This is a genomic window from Winogradskyella sp. PC-19, assembly GCF_002163855.1.
GTDB lineage: Bacteria > Bacteroidota > Bacteroidia > Flavobacteriales > Flavobacteriaceae > Winogradskyella.
On the sequence record NZ_CP019332.1, the window covers coordinates 2763842 to 2784385 of the forward strand.

Annotated in this window: 12 protein-coding genes; 1 reads left to right on the plus strand and 11 read right to left on the minus strand. The window is 34.1% G+C overall.

Going from position 1 to position 20544, the window contains the following annotated elements; translation table 11 throughout:
* The first annotated feature begins 143 nt into the window (after window positions 1-143).
* Window positions 144-545, plus strand: a complete 402-nt coding sequence (locus BTO05_RS12840; RefSeq protein WP_087493052.1) for a hypothetical protein — start codon at window positions 144-146, stop codon at window positions 543-545.
* A 2-nt stretch (window positions 546-547) separates the two neighbouring features.
* On the opposite strand, the gene uvrB is transcribed toward BTO05_RS12840, so the two are convergent.
* From uvrB to BTO05_RS12895, 11 genes are all read right to left on the minus strand, one after another.
* Complete coding sequence (uvrB, locus tag BTO05_RS12845; RefSeq protein WP_087493053.1) at window positions 548-2554, minus strand: excinuclease ABC subunit UvrB; 2007 nt, start codon at window positions 2552-2554, stop codon at window positions 548-550.
* A gap of 43 nt (window positions 2555-2597) precedes the next feature.
* The gene (locus BTO05_RS12850; RefSeq protein ID WP_232459743.1) at window positions 2598-4982 is read right to left on the minus strand and encodes a T9SS type B sorting domain-containing protein; all 2385 of its coding nucleotides are present in this window, start codon (window positions 4980-4982) and stop codon (window positions 2598-2600) included.
* Between the two features lie 74 nt (window positions 4983-5056).
* Window positions 5057-9892, minus strand: a complete 4836-nt coding sequence (locus tag BTO05_RS12855; protein WP_087493055.1) for a T9SS type B sorting domain-containing protein — start codon at window positions 9890-9892, stop codon at window positions 5057-5059.
* Between the two features lie 106 nt (window positions 9893-9998).
* Complete coding sequence (locus BTO05_RS12860) at window positions 9999-11777, minus strand: gliding motility-associated C-terminal domain-containing protein (RefSeq protein ID WP_232459744.1); 1779 nt, start codon at window positions 11775-11777, stop codon at window positions 9999-10001.
* A gap of 13 nt (window positions 11778-11790) precedes the next feature.
* Window positions 11791-15147, minus strand: a complete 3357-nt coding sequence (locus tag BTO05_RS12865; RefSeq protein WP_087493056.1) for a T9SS type B sorting domain-containing protein — start codon at window positions 15145-15147, stop codon at window positions 11791-11793.
* A 27-nt stretch (window positions 15148-15174) separates the two neighbouring features.
* Window positions 15175-16002, minus strand: a complete 828-nt coding sequence (locus tag BTO05_RS12870; RefSeq protein ID WP_087493057.1) for an ABC transporter permease — start codon at window positions 16000-16002, stop codon at window positions 15175-15177.
* Window positions 16003-16057: 55 nt separating this feature from the next.
* The gene (locus BTO05_RS12875; protein WP_087493058.1) at window positions 16058-16957 is read right to left on the minus strand and encodes an ABC transporter ATP-binding protein; all 900 of its coding nucleotides are present in this window, start codon (window positions 16955-16957) and stop codon (window positions 16058-16060) included.
* Between the two features lie 125 nt (window positions 16958-17082).
* Window positions 17083-17601, minus strand: a complete 519-nt coding sequence (locus BTO05_RS12880; protein WP_087493059.1) for an IS1096 element passenger TnpR family protein — start codon at window positions 17599-17601, stop codon at window positions 17083-17085.
* A gap of 30 nt (window positions 17602-17631) precedes the next feature.
* Entirely contained in the window at window positions 17632-18672 is a 1041-nt protein-coding gene (locus BTO05_RS12885) for a COX15/CtaA family protein (protein WP_087493060.1), read from the minus strand.
* 2 nt (window positions 18673-18674) lie between these two features.
* Window positions 18675-19127 (minus strand): GNAT family N-acetyltransferase, encoded by a 453-nt coding sequence (locus BTO05_RS12890; protein ID WP_087493061.1) that lies wholly within the window; start codon window positions 19125-19127, stop codon window positions 18675-18677.
* Window position 19128: 1 nt separating this feature from the next.
* Entirely contained in the window at window positions 19129-20541 is a 1413-nt protein-coding gene (locus BTO05_RS12895; protein ID WP_087493062.1) for a CCA tRNA nucleotidyltransferase, read from the minus strand.
* Window positions 20542-20544: the final 3 nt, after the last annotated feature.

The window sequence follows — 20544 nt, forward strand, 5'->3', positions numbered from 1 at the left end:
TTTAAAAGACCAAAGTTGATAAACGTGGAAAATTACCGATAAATTACGTATTTATTTTCGACAAGATACATCATATAGACGACAATAAAATAATGTGCCTTCTTAACTTTGTGATATTCAAAAAACCCTCGGAATATCCATTAATGATTAATCGCGTTGAAAAATTAAGCTTACTATCAGAAATGATAGCATTTGCGCAAAAAGACGAAAATATAAAGTCTATTGAGCACAAATTTTTATTAAGTATAGCTCGACAGTTAGAAATCTCTGACTCAGATTTTAATTATCTTTTTCAGCATCCAGTTACCTATGTGAATTTAAAGTCACACAGTGAGCGTATTGTTCAATTTCATAGATTAATTTTATTAATGAACCTTGACCACAAGATGTCTTCAAAGCAGCTTGTCAAAATTCATAATTTTGGATTAAGAATGGGTTTGAGTCAAGAGGCAATAAATCGAGTATTGGATTTAATGGATAGTTTTCCTAACAAGATAGTACCACCGGATTTTTTAATAGATATTTTTAAGGTACAGTATAACTAATTCTATTTTACTTTTAGTTTTTCAAGACGCTCTTGGTATGCAGTAATTTCATCTCTAAAACGCGCCGCTTCCATGAAGTCTAGAGCTTTTGCAGCTTGTTCCATTAATTTTCGAGTTTCTCTTACTTTCTTTTCTAATTCGCCTTTAGTCAAATATTTACTTTCTGGTTCAGCTGCTAGTTTAGCGTCTAATTCTGTTTTATATGTGCTCACTGAGTTTTTTGCAAGTGCACTATCCAAACTTTTATTTAAGGCTTTAGGAACTAAATTATGCTTTGTATTATAAGCAATTTGTTTTTCGCGACGATACTCGGTTTCATCAATAGTTTTTTGCATACTTTTTGTTATAACATCTGCATACATTATCGCTTTTCCATTGAGATTTCTTGCAGCTCTACCAACAGTTTGGGTTAATGAACGATTACTACGTAAAAAGCCTTCTTTATCAGCATCTAAAATTGCTACAAGAGATACTTCTGGTAAATCTAAACCTTCACGAAGTAGGTTAACACCAACTAAAACATCAAAAATACCTTTGCGTAAGTCTTGCATAATCTCAACACGCTCAAGCGTATCTACATCACTGTGGATGTAGCGACATCTAATAGCAATCCGGCTTAAATATTTCACTAATTCTTCAGCCATTCTTTTGGTTAGAGTAGTGACTAAAGTACGTTCATCTTTTTCTACCCGAGTTTGAATTTCTTCAATTAAGTCATCAATCTGATTTAAGCTTGGGCGAACCTCTATAATAGGATCTAATAGACCTGTTGGTCTTATAACTTGCTCGACATAAACGCCATCTGTTTTTTGCATTTCGTAATCTGCTGGTGTAGCAGAAACATAAATAACTTGGTTTTGAAGCGCTTCAAATTCCTCAAACTTTAACGGTCTATTATCCATAGCTGCAGGTAATCGAAAACCGTAATCCACCAAGTTTACTTTTCGACTTCTATCACCGCCATACATGGCATGTACTTGAGAAATGGTAACATGACTTTCATCAACAACCATCAAGTAGTCTTCTGGGAAATAATCTAACAAGCAGAAAGGTCTTGTACCTGGAGCACGCCCATCTAAGTATCGCGAATAGTTTTCTATCCCAGAACAATACCCTAATTCTCTAATCATCTCTAAATCAAACTCGGTACGCTCTTTAAGACGTTTTGCTTCAAGATGTTTACCTATATCCTTGAAATAGTCATGCTGCTTTACTAAGTCATCCTGAATGTTATGTATTGCATTTTGAAGCACGTCTGGCGATGTTACAAACATGTTTGCTGGATAGATATTTAGTCGATCGTACTTTTCAATGATGTCTTGTGAGTGTGGGTTAAAAGCTTCTATTTCTTCAATTTCATCTCCAAAAAAGTGAACGCGAAATGCATTATCAGAATAACCAGGAAAAATATCTACAGTATCACCTTTAATCCTGAAATTTCCGTTTTTAAAATCCGCTTCAGTTCTAGAATACAAACTTTGCACCAGTTGATGTAATAGTTTAGTTCTAGAAATAACTTGGTCACGCTCTAGCGTAATAACATTTTTCTGAAATTCTACAGGGTTTCCGATACCATATAAACACGATACAGAAGCAACTACTAAAACATCGCGTCGACCAGAAAGTAGAGAAGAGGTTGTGCTTAATCGCATCTTTTCAATCTCTTCATTTATAGATAAATCTTTTTCGATATAAACACCAGATACCGGAATGTAAGCCTCGGGCTGGTAATAATCGTAATAAGACACAAAATACTCTACGGCATTGTCAGGAAAAAACTGCTTGAATTCTGAATATAATTGAGCCGCTAGAGTTTTGTTATGCGCTAAAACCAAAGTTGGTCGTTGCACTTCTTCAATGACATTAGCCACTGTGAAAGTTTTACCAGAGCCAGTCACACCTAGTAGGGTCTGATAGCGTTCGTCATTTTCAATGCCTTGTGATAGTTGCTTTATAGCTTGTGGCTGGTCACCAGTAGGTTTAAATTCGGATTCAATCTTAAAACGCATAGAGCAAAGTTACGACAAAGAATAGCGTAATGAAAGTTAACAATTAGCGTTTAAGAGCAAAATGTCCTGTAAACGTTCTGCCATCTCCAAAATCTGCTGTGAACCAATAGTCAGTGCTAGGCATTTTATTGTTGTTGTAAGTGCCATCCCAACCCGAACTAGTAGCATTTTGTGTAGTCATTATTTTACCAAAACGATTATAGATTACAACTTGCAATGTTGGATAAAGTTGAAAATTAATGCCATCTAATTGCCAAAAATCATTTTGAGTATCTCCATTTGGTGTAAAGAATTTTGGAAACCCTAAAACCGAAAATAGTTCTGAAGTGATGCCACAACCATTTCTATCTCTTACGAAGACTGTGTGAAATCCTGGAAGGATATTATTAAAAATATTTTGGTCTTGATAAGGCCCATTTTCATCGTCTAGAGTAAACTCATAATCTCCAGTTCCAGAAACATCAATAGTAATGGAATTTAAAGTATCTGTTCCTACAACATCGATATCATTTATTTCTGCTATTTCTGATGGATTTACTGTGATATCTCTCGTGCCACTACAACCATTAGGGTCAGTAATGATTACGGTATAAACTCCAGTTTCATTAATATCTATTGAAATGGTGTTCTGAGCTAGTGTAACACCGTTAAGTTGCCATTCGTAAGAATAATTATTAGGTAAATCGTTAAGTACACCACCAGTTAGTCGTATAGTGTCAGGGAAAGTATTTGTACAATAGAATATAGTTTCATCTGCAGAAACTTCTGGTGTAAATTTGACCATAAGGTTAACTGGAGATGCGGCATAACAATTGTTATTGTTTTCAACTTTTACAAAAATAGTTTGTGCATCTGCAATTGTGTTATCATAGTTAATCGATAATGGATTATTTCCTGTAAATACATCCATCTCGTTTTCATAAAAAGTGACAACAGAACCCATTGGGATTTGATTGGCAATTGCCATATTAACTTCGTCTAAGTCAAAAGTTGTGAATCCATCAAGTTCATCTAGGTCACAAGCTTCTATTATAGGAATGTTTAAAATATTATTTGAAATCCGAAGTTCTAGTTCTGTAATATCAAAACAACCGAAGGGATTTAGTACGCGGGCATAAACGATTTGATTAGGTGTTGTATTCTGGAAACTTGTAGGATTATCTATAGCATTTATATTATCAATGGCATCCATTTCCGTTAAAAAGAAATTACTGACTGATAGGTTGGGGTCGTTATTGCGAATATCTGCGGCACGTTCTAATAAGTTATATGTTGTCAATCCATCTTGATTAATATCACATTCAGTTTGAATAATATCTACACCAACAGGATTTGTAGCGTATTCTATAATGATTTCGCCGTTGGCAATACATGTTCCATCGAGATTAACCTCTAATGTATATGTTCCGTCTTGTGTAACTTCATAAGTCCCACAATCATTACATCCAATAGGTTCTGACTGCACTAAAACACCATTTCTGAACCAGTCATAACCGTTATTGCCATCTATTGTGCCATCAAGTGTCAGAGTTTCTCCTTCACACAAAGGATTACCTGTGGCCAATAATCGGCTTTGTCCTAAGTCTCTTGAGGCTTGAAAACTCCCAGCTTCTAGAAATACCGCGGAATCGAATAGACCATTAAATTCATCTGCAATGACCAATTTTACATGATAAGTAGTATTTGGTTCAAGATTAATAGCTGTAGCAGTTAATGTGGCAGTTTGCCCCTCAAAATTTATAGGAGCAGTAATAGGATTAAAAGAGCCAAAATATGTTTCATTAATAGCGTCGCATCCTCCTGGAATATCTGGGTGTACTGTAGTTACTTTTATTGGAACAGGAGGTTCTGTCCCAGGAACGACAGCAATATTGGTATAAGCATAATTTGGACTAGTGCTTTCTTCTGCTATTAAGAAACCAAATAAATCTGAAAAACGACAACTACTATCTCCGGTTGGTTGATATTCTTCTGATGCAAAAATATAATTGAAGCTTATTTGACTTGTTATAGTTTCAAAGTTAAATTCTATTACAGTTGAATTGAATGTATCTTCTCCATTATCTAATAAGATAGTTTCCAAATCATTATCTCCAAACCATGGAGTAACAGTATCATTTGAATCATCGCTAAGTATTGAATTATTTGGACCAGGAACATTACTTAACCTTCCAGTACTTAAGACAATACCAGATTGAATAGGGAAGTTTGTTCCTGTAGCATCAAAAAAGCCATAACTTTGGTCACCATCCGCAAAATTACCACCACTTACATTAGTTACAACAACATTACTAATACAGTTACTGTCTATTAAAATATCTTCAATAAGTTGCTGTGCATTAAGAGATTGACTATCTACAGTTATATTTTGAGCAGTTGCACCTATGAAAAATAGTAGAAAAAAACCTAATAAAAAATACTTCATCATTGCATTTGAAAAGGTATGCAAATATAACAATAGCTAAAGCTAGGATTTTTTATAAGTTGTTAAAATTTATAATGCTAACGTCTTAATGAGAAATGACCAGTAGCTGTAAATTCCATGTCGCCTCTTTTGACATCTGCAGACCACCAATAATCACTTGATGGCATTAAGTTACCATTATAAGTACCATTCCAACCAGGTGAAGTATGACTAAGTTGTTTTAGCAATTTTCCATATCTATCAAAGATATTAACAACAGTTCCTGGTAATGTCTCTACACCAATTATATGCCAAGTATCAAAATCACCATCGTTATTAGGCGTCATAAATTTAGGTGCATCAATAACTAAAACTTCTTTAGTGACTGAAGAACACCCATTTTGGTCAATAATCGTTAATGTATGATAGCCAAGGTTAACATTTTCGAAAAGACCTGATGTTTGAGGTTCACCACCATCAAGTTGAAACAAATAATCTCCAATACCAGAAACAGTAATGGTTATATTATTTGGGTCTGAAAAATCAACAGTTTCTACAACTTCAATATTTGCAGGTTCAGATATAATAACATCAAATTCACTTGTAGCAGTACAACCACTTGGTGTCGTAACAGTTACGCTGTAGGTACCCGTGACAGTAATCTCAATCTCTGAGGTTGTTTCACCAGTTGACCATAAATACTCATCGTTTTCAAAACCTGTGTCAGCATCTGCTCGAAGCGGAAAGCTTTCAGGACAAATCGTTTGGTCTTCAAAATCAACGATAGGTAATGGATTGACAATAATATCGAATTGTGTAATACTGTAACATTCTGTATCTGTATTTGTAACTCGTGCGAAAATAGTTTCACCACTTGTGGCATTGTATAAATTTTGAATTGAATTAGTATTTTCAATAGCTTCACTCTCAGAGTTATGGTAAGTTATATCAATGAACGTATCATCTTGATTACCTAATATTGATGCAGTTTGACTTTCTAAATCAAAAAATAACATTTCGTCTGTGTCATCATCACAATCTTCTAGATTATCTGGCATATTTGCTATAGGACGGTCATTGACAATAAGCATGAAAGGATATATGTAAAAACAACCAGTAGAAATATTTTCTATCCGAGCATATATTATATCGCTATTGGTCTGATATGCGTAGTTTGTGTCTAAATCATTAATACCATCAATTGCATTCTGCTCATCGTCATAATAAGTGATTGATACATTACTTGGGTCATTAGAAACCAACTGGTCTATGTTACTTAAATCATAACTATTTTCATCGTTATCACAAATAACAGTAGAGCCAAAATCATTAAATGGAGGTGGAGGTGTAACTATTAATTCTATTGGTAAAATTAATGGGCAATCAAAAACCGTATTTACAATTTTTACATAAACTGTTTGCGGATTTGAAGTGTTTTCAAAATTTTCTGGATCCGGAATAGGATTAATCTCATCATCAGCATCATCTTCAGATAAATAATATGAGGTAACGATGTTATCTTGTCTGATATCTAAAATATTAATCTCAGCTTCAGTTAAATCCCATAATATACTTTCGTCATAGTCAACATCGCAGTCTTCGAATGGGTCTATTTCGTTGACAGATGGTACTGGAATTACATTTACTGTAAAAGATGTATTTGAAGCACAAATTGTACCGTTAGATATTACAACAAAAATTTCTTGTGGATTACTGATATTAGTATATGTGCTGCCAGAAATAGCATTAGTTTCTGCTTCATAATCTTCAAAAGATGGATAGTATGTAACATCTAAATTTTCTGAAATATTCTCGCTAATCTGAGCTGTTTTTTCGTCTAAATCTATAGTTACAAAAGTATCGTTAGAGCCATCATCACAAACAAACATATCGGATGGTTCATTGAAACTTGGATTTGTGCCAACATTTAATGTAAATGAATCTACACCATAACAGTTAACATCGGTAATATTCTGAACACGAACATGTATTACTTGCGGATTTATTGAATTTTGAAAGTCACTATTCTTATCAATTGGATTATTACCAGAATTGGCATCATCGGCATTTAAAAAATACAAAACTTCTTTACCAGTCTGTCCATTAAGAATTTCGTTGTCTTTAGTTCTTAAAAGAAATTCACCAATATCATCAGAGTTATTCTCACAAAAACTAAAATCGCTTATATCATCAAAAACAGGAAGCGTATTAACTATGATTGCAATGTTTTCTAAAGAAACGCAACCAGTCAGTGTATTTTCAACTCGTGCCGTAATTGTAGTTGTTTGAGTATTAAAATTTATTGGATCAGTAATTACATTGGTTTCATTGTTTGCATTTGCTACAGAATTGTAGAAATCAATATCTAAATTAGTGGTGTTCGATGTTATTTCAGGAATAGTGTCTTCTAAATTTACTATTGAAAAGCCATCTTGGTCATCATCACAAATAATAATCTGATTTGGACTTGTAGTTTCGGGTGCTGGATTTACTAATATCTCAAAGCTTGAAATATCTGCACAAGACGTAGATTGTGATGTAATTGTTGCGTAAACTGTAAACGGATTTTGTGTGTTTTGATATATTGTAGGAAGAGGATTTATGTTGTCTTCTGCATCTTCAAAAGACTCAAAATAAGTAACCTGAAAGCCTGATTGACTTTCATATATTTGGTCATCATACTGAGATAGATTTATATTAATAATGCCATCTTGATTATTGTCACATACTGTTTGCTGTGGTAAATCTGGAAATTCTATGATTGGTTCTAAATCTAAAATAACTTCCTCTTCTTCTGTACACGTCGGACTTGTAAGTGTCAAGTATAAGGTTTGAGGTACACTTGGTGGCGAATAGTCTACACTTGAATCAATTGGGTTTATAGCATTATTTCTGTCATCTTCAGTTTCATAAAACGTTATCGTAACATCAGGAAGACCTCCCAAAATAGTATTAGTAAGCGCGTCTAGGTCAAAAGGCTCAGTGCCATCGTTACCAGTATCACACAATACAGTATCAGAAAAATCTGGTTCGGAAAGTAAAAGATTTGGATGAATCTCTATAGGAGCAATCGAAGGACACCCTGTTGTGTTATCAATTACTCTTATGTATATAATTTGTTCTGTCTGTACAGTATTTATAAAGTTCGTAGGATCTGCAATAGGGTTGTCTCCACTAAGCGCATCTGCTTGTGAAACATGATATGTTACGGTCACGTTAGTTAGACCATTTAAAATTTCAGCTTCAACAGTAGTTAAATCAAAATTTGCAAAACCATCATAGTCTGGGTCACAAGCATCGATATAATAATTTTGTGCATTATTAATTTCTGGTGGTGCTAAAACAGAAATATCTAGTGTTGTTGTTGTATTACAACCCGATTGAGGGTCTGTAACACTAACAAAAACAGTATCCATCGGAGTATCATTAACATACGGCATTGGTATAGGGTTTGCGTTATTATCAGCTTCATTTTGAGTATAGTGATAGGTAACGACAAGATTTGATTGCCCATTGGTTATGATATCATTACTTTCATTGAGGTCTATAGTTGTAAAACCATCAATAACTTGATCGTCACAAACTTCGACTAATGGTGGTTGTATTACTTCGGGTCTTGGATTTACAATAAGCTGAAAATCGTTGATTGCTAAACAACCTGTATCTATATCCACTATGCGAACATATATTAATTGCGGACTTACGGCATTTTCATAATTACCTGTTATAGGATTTAGATTGTTTTGAGCATCTGGTAATGAAGTGTGATAAGTTACACTGTAATTACCAGGAACAACAGAGTTTATAGCTTGTCCGTTCTTAGAGTTCAGATTAAAAATTTCTACACCATCATTGGTTGGGTCATCGCAAACCTCAAAATCCGTCATTGGTGTAGTACTTTGCGTAGTGCTAAGGTCAACAGTAATTTCGTCTTCTATAGTACAAAAACCACTTCCTAAAGGTATATTTATAACGACAGTATAGCTACCGCTTTCTACAACTTCGTATTGTGGTTGATTTGCACCAGCAATCAGATTTCCGTCCAAATACCATTCGTATTGAGCTTCACTATTATTTAAATCGCCGTCTAGAGTAACACTTTCTGCACATGTCGAAAAATCATTACCTAAATCAATTGTTGGAGTGAAACTATTGGCTTCTATGAAGACAGCAGAGTCGTAATTTTCATCTGTTTGATCGGCAATAACTAGTTTGATGTTGTAGGGTACATTTGGTAAAATATTTGCAGTCGCCGTAAGAACTGTAGTGCGACCGTTGTAATTAGTATCACCTACATTATAACCTTCAAAATATTGACTGTTTTGTGCGCCACAAAAACCTTCTATATCTGGACGTATGGTAGTTGTGTTTACAGGAGTGTTTGTGCCTGGGATTATAGCGATGTTAGTGTAAGGGTTTGAAGTACCTGCTTCTCTTATTAAAAATGCAAATCCGTCAGAGTATTGACAAGGAAAATTAGCGAAATATTCTTCTGATGCTAATATATAGTTGAATTGTAGAAGATTTGAAGTAGATGTAAAGTCAAACTCTATGGTTGTTGCGTTTAAAGTTTCATTAATTCCAAGTGTACTTTCAAGGTCGTTATCTGTTCCCCATGCATTTTCACCTTCGTTAAGTACTTCTGTATTTTCCGTATTTCCAGCAGATAAGGCATTACCAGTGGTTAATATCATACCATTTGCAAAAGGAAAGTTTGATGTACCTCTTTGGAAGAATCCAAAACTTCCTAAACCAACAGAGCTACCGTTCACAGGCGAGCTTATATTTGTGATTTCGATACAGTCTTCAGCTAAAGCATTTTGTACAAGCTCTTCAGCAGATAACGAATTATCTACAGATATTTGCTGTGCAAAGCCGATGCTTACAGAGAACAATACGATTATAAGAAATATGTGCCTAATACTTTTAATCATCAAAAACTAATCGGGTTAGTACTTATATAACACGCTTGCAGCATATTACGGAGTCAAAAGTACTAAAAATTAGATGAAAAGCAAAAAAAATCGATGAAATACACAATTAATAATTAATATACACCCAACCCATCACTGGTTTATAGTTTATATCATTGAGATTTAAAACATAATAATAGGTACCAACAGGGACTAAATTTCCATTATTAATTCCTCTATTAGAATAGCCAGTCCAGGCTTTGTTATCATTACCTTCAAAGATTAAATTACCCAAGCGACTATATATTTTAAGTTCGTGATTGGTAAATATGTCATAAAGACCTTGAATATTAAACCAGTCATTTATGGTATCATTATTTGGTGAAAATCCTTGAGGAATTGTAGGAGGACAATTCTCTATATTAAGTTGAAATTGAAAAATTTCATAACAAATATCCTTTTCTAATCTAACATAAACAGTTTGAGGATTTGATGTATTCGTATAATTTTCTGCATCCAAAATTGGATTTGTATTAGTTTGTAAATCAGTTAAATTTTCAAAAAAATTAAAGTCTGCACTTGAGAATTCTTCCAAATCATCAATGGCTAATGATAAATCAAATTTCCCTTTTTCAAAGCCTAAATTACAAGATAATAGCGATGGTAAAGTCACAGTCTCCGGAATAATTAAAAGAGATATGTTTTCTGACGTAGCGTTATTATTTTCATTAGTTTCAGTAATTATACCGTTTGATGTGCCATCATCATCTACAATTATAGTAAGTATAAAGTCATCTGGTATTTCTTCAGGTATTGTTAAGCTAATAGAATCAGTTTCAGTTCCATTGATAGGAATATCAGTCGTAGTTTGCGATTGACCCACAAGTATATCATTTGCATAAAATGCTATAGGTGTGTTTTGTGGTAATACACCAGTACTATTAACGTTGCTGATTGTATAATCTATAGCAACCAATCGGCTATCACATTCTAAATTTATAGTATCAATTTCTATTGTGGCATCTGGTAATTGGCTATTTAACACAGTAATAATATTGTTAATCATTACAAAGTCTTGACCTGATGTTAGGCTAATAGTAGCTGAGGTATCTCCAATAGCAATATTGTCCTGAATATTATAGACATCAATATCCATATTAAATAGATTGGTAGCACCTGTAAAGCTATTAGTGCCATTAAAGGCATTATTTGTTGGGTTTAATGGTGGGTTACCAATGAGATTTCCATTAATAGTTAGCTGCTCATTAACTGCAAGAGCACGATCACCTTCCCAAGCGATAAAACCAATTTTGGCATTATCATTATCCAAAACATTAAGATTGTCCAAGGTTACTGTAAGAGATTCAGGAACACTTTGTAGTCCGTCATAAATATTAAGTTGATTTAGAGGTAGTGAAGCGTCTTCATAAATAACAGTTATGGCCCAACCCCCAAAATTTGTACCTGAAGGACAAAAAGGTCCTATAATTGAAGAAATATCAAATTCCGAAATGGTATATGTCGTACTTCCTTGTTCTGTAATAATATCGGTTACATCTGCAAATGCAGCAAAAAAGACTCTTGTTTCATCTAGAGAATCACTAAAGGTACGCTCTGCAGAAACTTCAATACCATTAAGTAAAATATTAGTATCTCCTGTTCCTGAACCTGCCCAATATAAGTAAGCGACAATAACAGTTTGATTAGTATCTAGTTGTAAGTCAGCCGAAGAACTTGCAAGTATATCACATAAACCTAGGCTTCCGTTTTCAGAAATATTAAGTGTATTTCCAATAGCTGTATAATCGTAGCGTCCATTTAGCTGATTAAATAAGCTGATGTCTTGCGCATAACCTATTGATGCGAAAAAAAATAGACATATATAGCTTATTATCTTATATCTCAAATTGAAAAATTATTTATCGCTTCAATGCAAAATGGCTAGAGAATCGTCTACCATCTTGTAAGGTTACAGAAAACCAGTAATCACTACTTGGCAAAGGATTGCCATTATAATTACCGTCCCAACCTGAGCCTAATGGATTGACTTCGCTAACTAATTTTCCGTATTTATCAAAAATGTAAATGATTGTATCTGGTTGAAATTGAGATGAAATACCTTTAACCTGCCAAAAATCATTTTGATTATCTCCGTTAGGCGTAAAAAACCTTGGAAAACCTACAACAGATACCATTTCTTCTGATATACCACAACCATTTTTATCTCTTACAAATACAGTATAAATTCCTGGTCTTACGTTTTCAAAAACATTGCTATCTTGATAAACACCATTAGGGTCATCTAATGAAAATTCATAATCTCCTTCACCAGAAGTTAAGACAGTAACAGTATTGTTTTCTACAGCATCAGTAACTTCGATATTATCGATAGTTGCAATATTAGATGCTAAAACGGTTACCGTTCTTTCTTTTGAACATCCAAAAACACTTGATACAGTAACGGTATAAGTTCCGGGTTCATTAACTTCAATTTCGATAGTCGTTTCTCCTGTAGACCAATCGTAGTAATAGTTATTTGGCACATCATTAATTACGCCACCATCAAGCGTAATTTTGGCAGGAAATGTATTTAAACAATAGAGTGTTTCAAACTCAGTAACCACATTTGGTAAGGTTAGTACTTCTAGTTCAACTTCATTAATACCATAACAGTTATTGTCGTTTTCGACTCTAACAAAAATAGTCTGGTTATTGACTATTGTATTTGTAAAATCATTTGGCAGAGGATTCTGCTCTAATAATGCATCTTCTGAACTTATATAATAAGCCAAATCTAATCCTGCTGGTAAACCATCTAAGACTTGCGCATCCGCCATTGATAAATCAAAACTTACAAAACCATCCTCGATATCGTCAGTATCGCAAACACCTAAATAAGCATCATTTGCTGCGGTTGCGCTTACTTCTAAAGTGACTTCACTAAAACTGAAACAGTCACTAGTTGTATCTGTAACTCTAGCAGTAATAATTTGAGGGTTAGATGTATTACCAAAATTACTAGCATCTATTGGGTCAGTTTCCGACATGGCATTTGCCATACTTGTATAATACATTACGCTAAAATTTGGGTTACCACCAGTAATATCCTCTTCTTTTTCTAAGATATTAAAAACAGTTCTTCCATCTGGTGTACCATCTTCATCACACTGAAATAATCCGATATCATTAACTTCTGGCGTTAGACTTACAGTTATTGAAAAACTGCCTGTGCTAAAACAATCGGTATTATCATTGTTTTCTACACGGATAAATACTTGATCGTTAAAAGGTGTGTTCTGATACATTGATGGCAATACATCAGTATTCATCATAGCGCCATTTGCTGAACTATGATAGGATACTGTAAAATCCATTGGGTCTTGTGTACCCAAAACGGTATTATCTAAAGCATCTAGATCTATTGTTATAACTCCATCTGTAGTATCACCCTCTAAATCACATTCATCGACACCTCCAGTATTGCTAATTGTTGGTGTGTTATATACCTCTACTTCAAAGCTTAAAATAGCATTAGTATTTTGGTCAGTTACGGTAAAGCAATTTTCATTATTCACATTTTCAACTCTAATAAAAATTTCTTGGGGATTAGACGTGTTTTGGAAAGGGCCAACAATTTCATCCCTATCCATAAGTGCATCCATTTCTGTTTCATAGTAATGAACAGTATATGTATTTGGGTCTTGACCTCCCAAAACGACAGTGTCTTGCTGATTTAGGTTAAAGGTAGATACGTCATCATTTGGTAAGGCATCACAAACATCGATTTTTGGTGGTGTAAAACCTTCTGGAAACGGAGAATATTCAACTTCTGCAACTCCTAAAAAGGTTTCACAATCGCCATTGTTTAACTCAATAAAGACTTCGTATAATCCATTCTGAAACACTTCAAACTCATAAGGCACAGCTGGTGTTGGTTGAGCAACGCCATCAAAAGACCAAGTATAAGTAGCACCAGGAATATTATCTGCGGATAAAGTATATAACTCGCCTTGGCAAAGCGGTAAGAATGTGGTAGTAATATTTGGGTCGTTTATAATATCAATAGTGTCTACAAAGAATGATGCTATAAAAGGTGGTAAACCTTGTCTAGAGTTGTTTGATAACGCAATAGCATTGTGAACATAATCAGATGCTGCTCCAATTTCATTAGGGTTATTAATAACAGATAAAAAAGGTAGGCCGTTATTGTAAGAAGCACTTGTAGTCCTATAAATTCTACCATCAGGTCCAGTTTGTAATGCAGCACGATAGAAGTTTCTTTGGTCAATTAGTATTTGACTTGCCTGAACATTAGCAGATGTTAAATCAAATTGTACTAAGGATGCAAAATGATTGGCAGGATTATCATTTGCTCCTGGGTTATTTTGAGCAAAAAAATTGTTGTAAGACGATACGTATAGGAGTTCGCTATTTGGTGAAAACTCTAAACCATAAGAAAATACTGCACCGTTACTTACAGTAGTTATGTTAAGAGGAGTTGGTCCGCCTGTTACCATACCAGTAGTGACATCAAAATCATATAGAAACAAACCTTGTTCTATATTAGCAGTAGCTAGTTTTTCGCCGCTAGGAGAAAATTTCAAATAACCTCTTTGCTCGGATAAAGTTATACCAGCTGGTGAGGTTACTGCAGTTGTGTTTACGCCTGCGGTACTTACTTCGTATGCATGAAACGTATCAAAAGCATTTGGTGTACCGTTTGGCGCTGGTGTGCCTGTACTATTTGATAGTGTAATTACCCAGATATTTTGAGTATTACAATCTTTTAATACTGCACTAATTTTTTCGGAACTATCAGCTAGTAATTGTGTTTCAGATCCTACAACGACGTTACCTAGACCTCCATTTAGCGTCATGTCTACTTCATAAAAATGAAAACCTTCATCAGGATTACCTTGAAAAAAAGTATCAACTGTAAATATGTAATAGATATTCGGGTCTTGAGGTTTTGGAACAATCAATGCCGATTGTGTACTTGATGGATTTCCTTTTAGACCAAAACCATTAGGCATGACATCGCCATTTCTGTCAAAAACAGTTATACCGTCGGTATAAAAAAGTAAATCTCCATTAGTATCAGATATGCTAGTACAACCTTCGTCAGTATTTAAGTTACCTGTTGTTGGGGTTATAGTTCCGTCTTGGTTAAATTGTATACCAGCACCGTCACCAAAAAACCAGTTTGAGGCTTCTTGTTGTGCATTAAGGCTTATACTAGTAATCGCAAAAGCAAGTAAAAAAAGTATCTTTTTCATATTCAATAGGGCTAGCTATCAAATATATTACAAATCTCTCTTTTTTAATAATCTGTAAGACAAAAAGATAAAAAGTGCTGTCCAACCTAAAACTATAGCGATTTCACTGAAGTGTACAGCGTAATCGTAACCCAATTCTGCTTTGTCAGGGAATTTGGTCATTACTACACGCTGAAAAGGTTGGTCAATGAGTTTGTACATTGACTCTAGTGGCATAAAGTTTTTAACTTGAAAAGCCTTGTCAGCACTATCAAATATTTCATACGCACCCCAGAAAACAAGCCATTCTACAATATACAAGATGAATAAAAAGGCTAAAGCAAATGCCGAACGCTTAAGTAGCATACCGAAGAATAAACATAAACTAAAGAAGCCAACAAGCTTTACAAAGTAGGCGAGTAAAAATTCAACTTCTCTGAATATTATAGTTGCTTCAGTATAGCTAGAGTAGTACATGCCTATACAAAACGTAGCTATACCAATCAAAAGCGTCGCTGCTAACGAGAAAAATACGATAGTGTAGAATTTTGAAAGAATAAATTCCTTCTTACTCAAACCATCAATAAGGTTTTGTTTTAGTGTTTTGTTACTGTATTCATTACCAATCATACTTACTACAACAATGGCGAAGAAGAATTTAAAATAAGAAGCACAAAATGTTGTTATATGCCATATGATTGGAAAATTGAAAATCCCCAATTCACCTAATTCTAAGGTAAAGAATCCGAAAAAATTTATCTTAATAGAGGATAAAACTAGGACTGTAAAAGGTAAAATAAAGCTAACAAATATTAGGATTTTACTTGTTCGGTTAAGCCAAAGTTTTTGTAATTCTAGTTGTACGAGTCGTATCATTGTTTGGATTGGTTATGCTAATTCTTATTTAGAATTATATAGTGATTGATTGATGTTAGTTTAGGTTGTCTGTTAGTTGAAGGAACTGCTCTTCAAGACTTTCTTTTCGTTTTACTAAATGTGAAAGCACAATACCTCTATCAAACATGAGTTTGTTAAAGTCTGAAGCTTCCATAGGTTCTTTTAAAAATGCGGTGATTAAATCGTCCTCAGTTTTAATTTTTTCAAACAGTTTGTGGTCTTCTAAAATTGAAATCAATTCAGATTGTTTATCAGTTTTTAGTTCAAAAAATCCATGACTGTTAATCATCTCGTCAACACGACCAGAATATAGTTTTTCACCTTTTCGAAGTACGACAACATGAGAACATACTTTCTCGACTTCGTCCAATAAATGCGAAGCCAAAAGAATAGTCGTTCCGTTTGAAGCAATATCTTTTATGATTTGACGTATTTGGTGTATGCCTTGTGGGTCTAAACCGTTTGTAGGTTCGTCTAAGATTAGAATTTCTGGGTCGTTAAGTAATGCAGACGCAATTGCTAAACGTTGTTTCATACCTAAGGAGTAGGTGCGAAATTTGCTATTTTTTCTGTCTAAAAGACCTACAACTTCTAATTTTTCTTGAATTTTATCAGTTGGTACACCTTTAATTTTGCAAACCAGTTTTAAATTCTGTTCTGCTGTCATGTAAGGATAAAAGTTTGGACGTTCGATAATAGCACCAACCTTTTTTAAGGCATCGTGTGTATCTACATCGCCATCAAACCACTGGAAATCTCCATGAGTTCTATTAACTACGTTTAATACAATTCCTAGTGTTGTTGATTTTCCGCTTCCGTTTGGTCCTAAGATTCCGTAAACATTACCCTTTTGAATGGTAAAGCTTAAGTCTTTAACTGCCGTGAGATAACCAAATTTTTTTGTCAGGTTATTAATAGTAAGGATATTCTCCAAAGTGATTGGTTTTTGATTGGTTTATGAGAGTAAGACGAGCCAATCATTTTTTTGTTACAGCATAGAAACAAAAAAAGCATTTCTGTATGAAATACTTTTTGTTAGTAGGTATATTTTTTACTGGGTTAATTCCAGTTTTCGTCAAAATCTAAATCACTGTAATCATCGACGTCTAAATCGTCATCAAATTCATCAAAAGCATCGTCATTACTTTCCGCTTCAAAAGTTTTTATTGGTGCTTCATCTGGTACTTGGCCTTGAACAAACATTAAATTTGGATAGTCTGTGGTTTCTGCTTCTTCAACAATTTCGGCAAGTTCTACGAAAAACGTCCACATATTCAAAAAATCATAGACATAAATCAATCGAGTAGAGGCTTCATGAACCAAATCGTTAATTTTGGTAGTACCCATCACCTTTACTTTGTTATTGCCTTCGCTGACATCAAACATAGCGATCTCTTCACCTTGATTCCACTCGTCATCGCTAACGTAAAATGACGCCATTTCCATACCGTCAAAACCGAAAGACTGTGTAATTATATTATGTAAATCCTCCATAGAGTCACCTTCGCGGATTTCTAAATCACGGAAAATATCTTCTTCGGTATCATTGTCGAGTATAACTCTAAATCTGTAAATCATGTTATTAATTTAGTTCGGCAAAGATACGATTTATGCTGAAGTTTCAACACCTTTTAGACGATGTGTATTATGACTTTCTAAAATGATATAAAACTGAATTCCAATCAATATCGCAGCTATAACAATATGAAGCGGTTGAGTTGAAAACGGAAAATTAAAGTAATACATCGCAATGCCAGTCAAAATTTCAAGTCCTATACAAATCATTACTAATTTGAATTTATTGAAGCCTAACTGCAGCTTACGGTTTCTGATAAATAACCAGCCATTTAATAGTAGCACTAAAATCGAAAGGGTACGATGTACATAGAAATTTAGTGGTGCTAATTCCTGAATATCCCAATTATGGTAGCCATTTAATTTATTCTGAACATCGACAAACTGACGTACTTGTGTGCCTAATACGATTTGAACAAGTGTTAAGATAGTTGCAATAATCAAAATATTTCTGAATTTTGAATCTAATTTTTGAGCCTTGTAGGTGGTCTTTGAAGCATATATCAGATACAAAATGACGGCAACAATAACTAGTGCCATGACCATGTGTATGGTAATTTTATATGGTGCTAAGTTAGAATCTACAACTGTTTTACCTAGCCATGCCTGAAACGCCATTCCGAAAACCGTTAAAACCGAAAGTATAAAAAAACGTTTCTTGTCTTTCCAGAGCCAAATGGACATAATTGTGAAAATTAAAATCGGTAATCCTGAAAGTGCGCCTATAAGTCGATTTATATATTCTACCCAAGTATGCAACGGATTAAATACCGCATAATCATGTGCTGTGTATGGTTCCCAATTATTGAGATTTAAATTATTTGAAGATTTAAAATCTTTGGTAGCAACCTGTAAAGCTTCGTCTACAATAATGACAATCCCTTTTTTGTAATCGTGATTAGGTTTAAATTCTAGTTCAGAAATTTCTGTTGGAGGAATATAGTAGCCAAAGCATTTTGGCCAATCAGGACATCCCATTCCTGAACCTGTCATGCGAACAACTGCACCAGCAATAATCACTAGATAAATTAGAACTAGAGCAACTTTTGCTGTTTTTCTAAATCTTTTTTTCATATCTAAATCAATTCTTTTTTAAAACAAACGCTATTTTCCATGTCCTTGTATTGTCCATATTTTGGAATAGACTTATAATCACATTTTTTATAAAATTTTACAGCTTCAATTTGCCTCATTCCAGTTTCTAAAACACATGATGTATAGCCTACTTCTTTTGCCCAATCCTCCAAGTCATTGAGGATTAGCTTTCCTAGACCTTTTTCTCTAGCATTTGGGTTAACATACATTCGCTTTATTTCTACAGCTTCTGTGTTATATTCTTTAAATGCACCGCAGCCAACTGCTTTATTATTAGCATATACGACAACGACATTATTTAAGCTTTCAATAGCGTTAAATTGATTATAAAACTCATGCTCATCACCATCAGTAACCTTCAAATAGGCATCTAAATCTTTCACTAAATTAATGAAGTCTTTATTATCTGAAGTTGTTCTGATGAGGTTTGGCATGCTAACTCATTTTTAATCCAAGGGCTTTCCCTTTTTCTAACATTAGTTCAAAAGCAGCGTCATGTTCATTCGGTATTTCACCTTCTAAAATGGCTTCTTTAATCGCTTCTTTAATAATTCCTATTTCTTTAGAAGGTTTTAAGTTAAAGGTTTTCATAATCTCTTCACCAGTTACTGGCGGTTGAAAATTACGTACATGGTCGCGTTCCTCAACTTCAACTATTTTATCTCTTACAATTTTAAAATTGTTGTGATACTTCTTAAATTTCTTTGGGTTTTTAGTCGTTATATCTGCTTCGCATAGTGTCATTAAATCATCAACATTATCTCCTGCATCAAAGACTAATCGACGTACTGCCGAGTCTGTAACTTCTGAGGCTAAAACTATTGGACGAGAGCTCATAAAGACCATTTTTTGAACAAACTTCATCTTTTCATTCAACGGCATTTTTAGTCTTTTAAATAATTTGTAAACCATTTTTGAGCCTACAAATTCGTGACCATGAAAGGTCCATCCAATTTTTTTATGAAAACGTTTTGTTGGTGCCTTACCAATATCATGAAGTAATGCTGCCCAACGCAACCAAAGATTATCAGTCGTTTTACAGATATTATCAACGACTTCTAAAGTGTGGTAAAAATTATCTTTATGGCGTTGACCTTCTTTTTCGTCAATGCCTTTTAGTGCAGTAATTTCTGGTATTATATAATCCAATAATCCAGCTCTTTCAAGAAGTATAAATCCTATTGAAGGTTTATCACTTTCTAGAATCTTATTTAACTCAGTGACAATACGTTCTTTTGTAATAATATTTATACGCTCTTTATTTTTTGAAATTGCATGTAAAGACGCTTCCTCAATTTTAAAATTAAGTTGTGTTGCAAAACGTATAGCTCGCATCATACGTAATGGGTCATCGGAGTAGGTGATGTCAGGATTTAAAGGTGTTCTAATGATACCTTTGTCTAAATCTGAAACACCATTAAATGGGTCTAAAAGCTGAGCAAAATTATTTTTATTGATTGCTAATGCTAGGGCATTTATTGTAAAATCACGACGATTTTGGTCGTCTTCAAGTGAGCCGTTTTCTACTATAGGATTTCGACTATCTTCAGTATAGCTTTCTTTACGCGCACCAACAAATTCAATCTCGATATCATTATGCTTAAGCATTGCTGTCCCATAAGTTTTAAAAACTTGCACTTTTGGATTGCTAGGTAAGTTATTAGCAACGTGTTGTGCCAACTCGATACCACTGCCGATAGCTACAATATCTATGTCTTTTGCATTACCACGCTCTAAGAAATAATCGCGTACAAAACCACCAATAACATAAGCATCAATACCTAATGCATCTGCAGATTGAGAAATAGTTTTAAAAACAGGATGTTGTAATGCGTTTTTGTAAGTCATTTA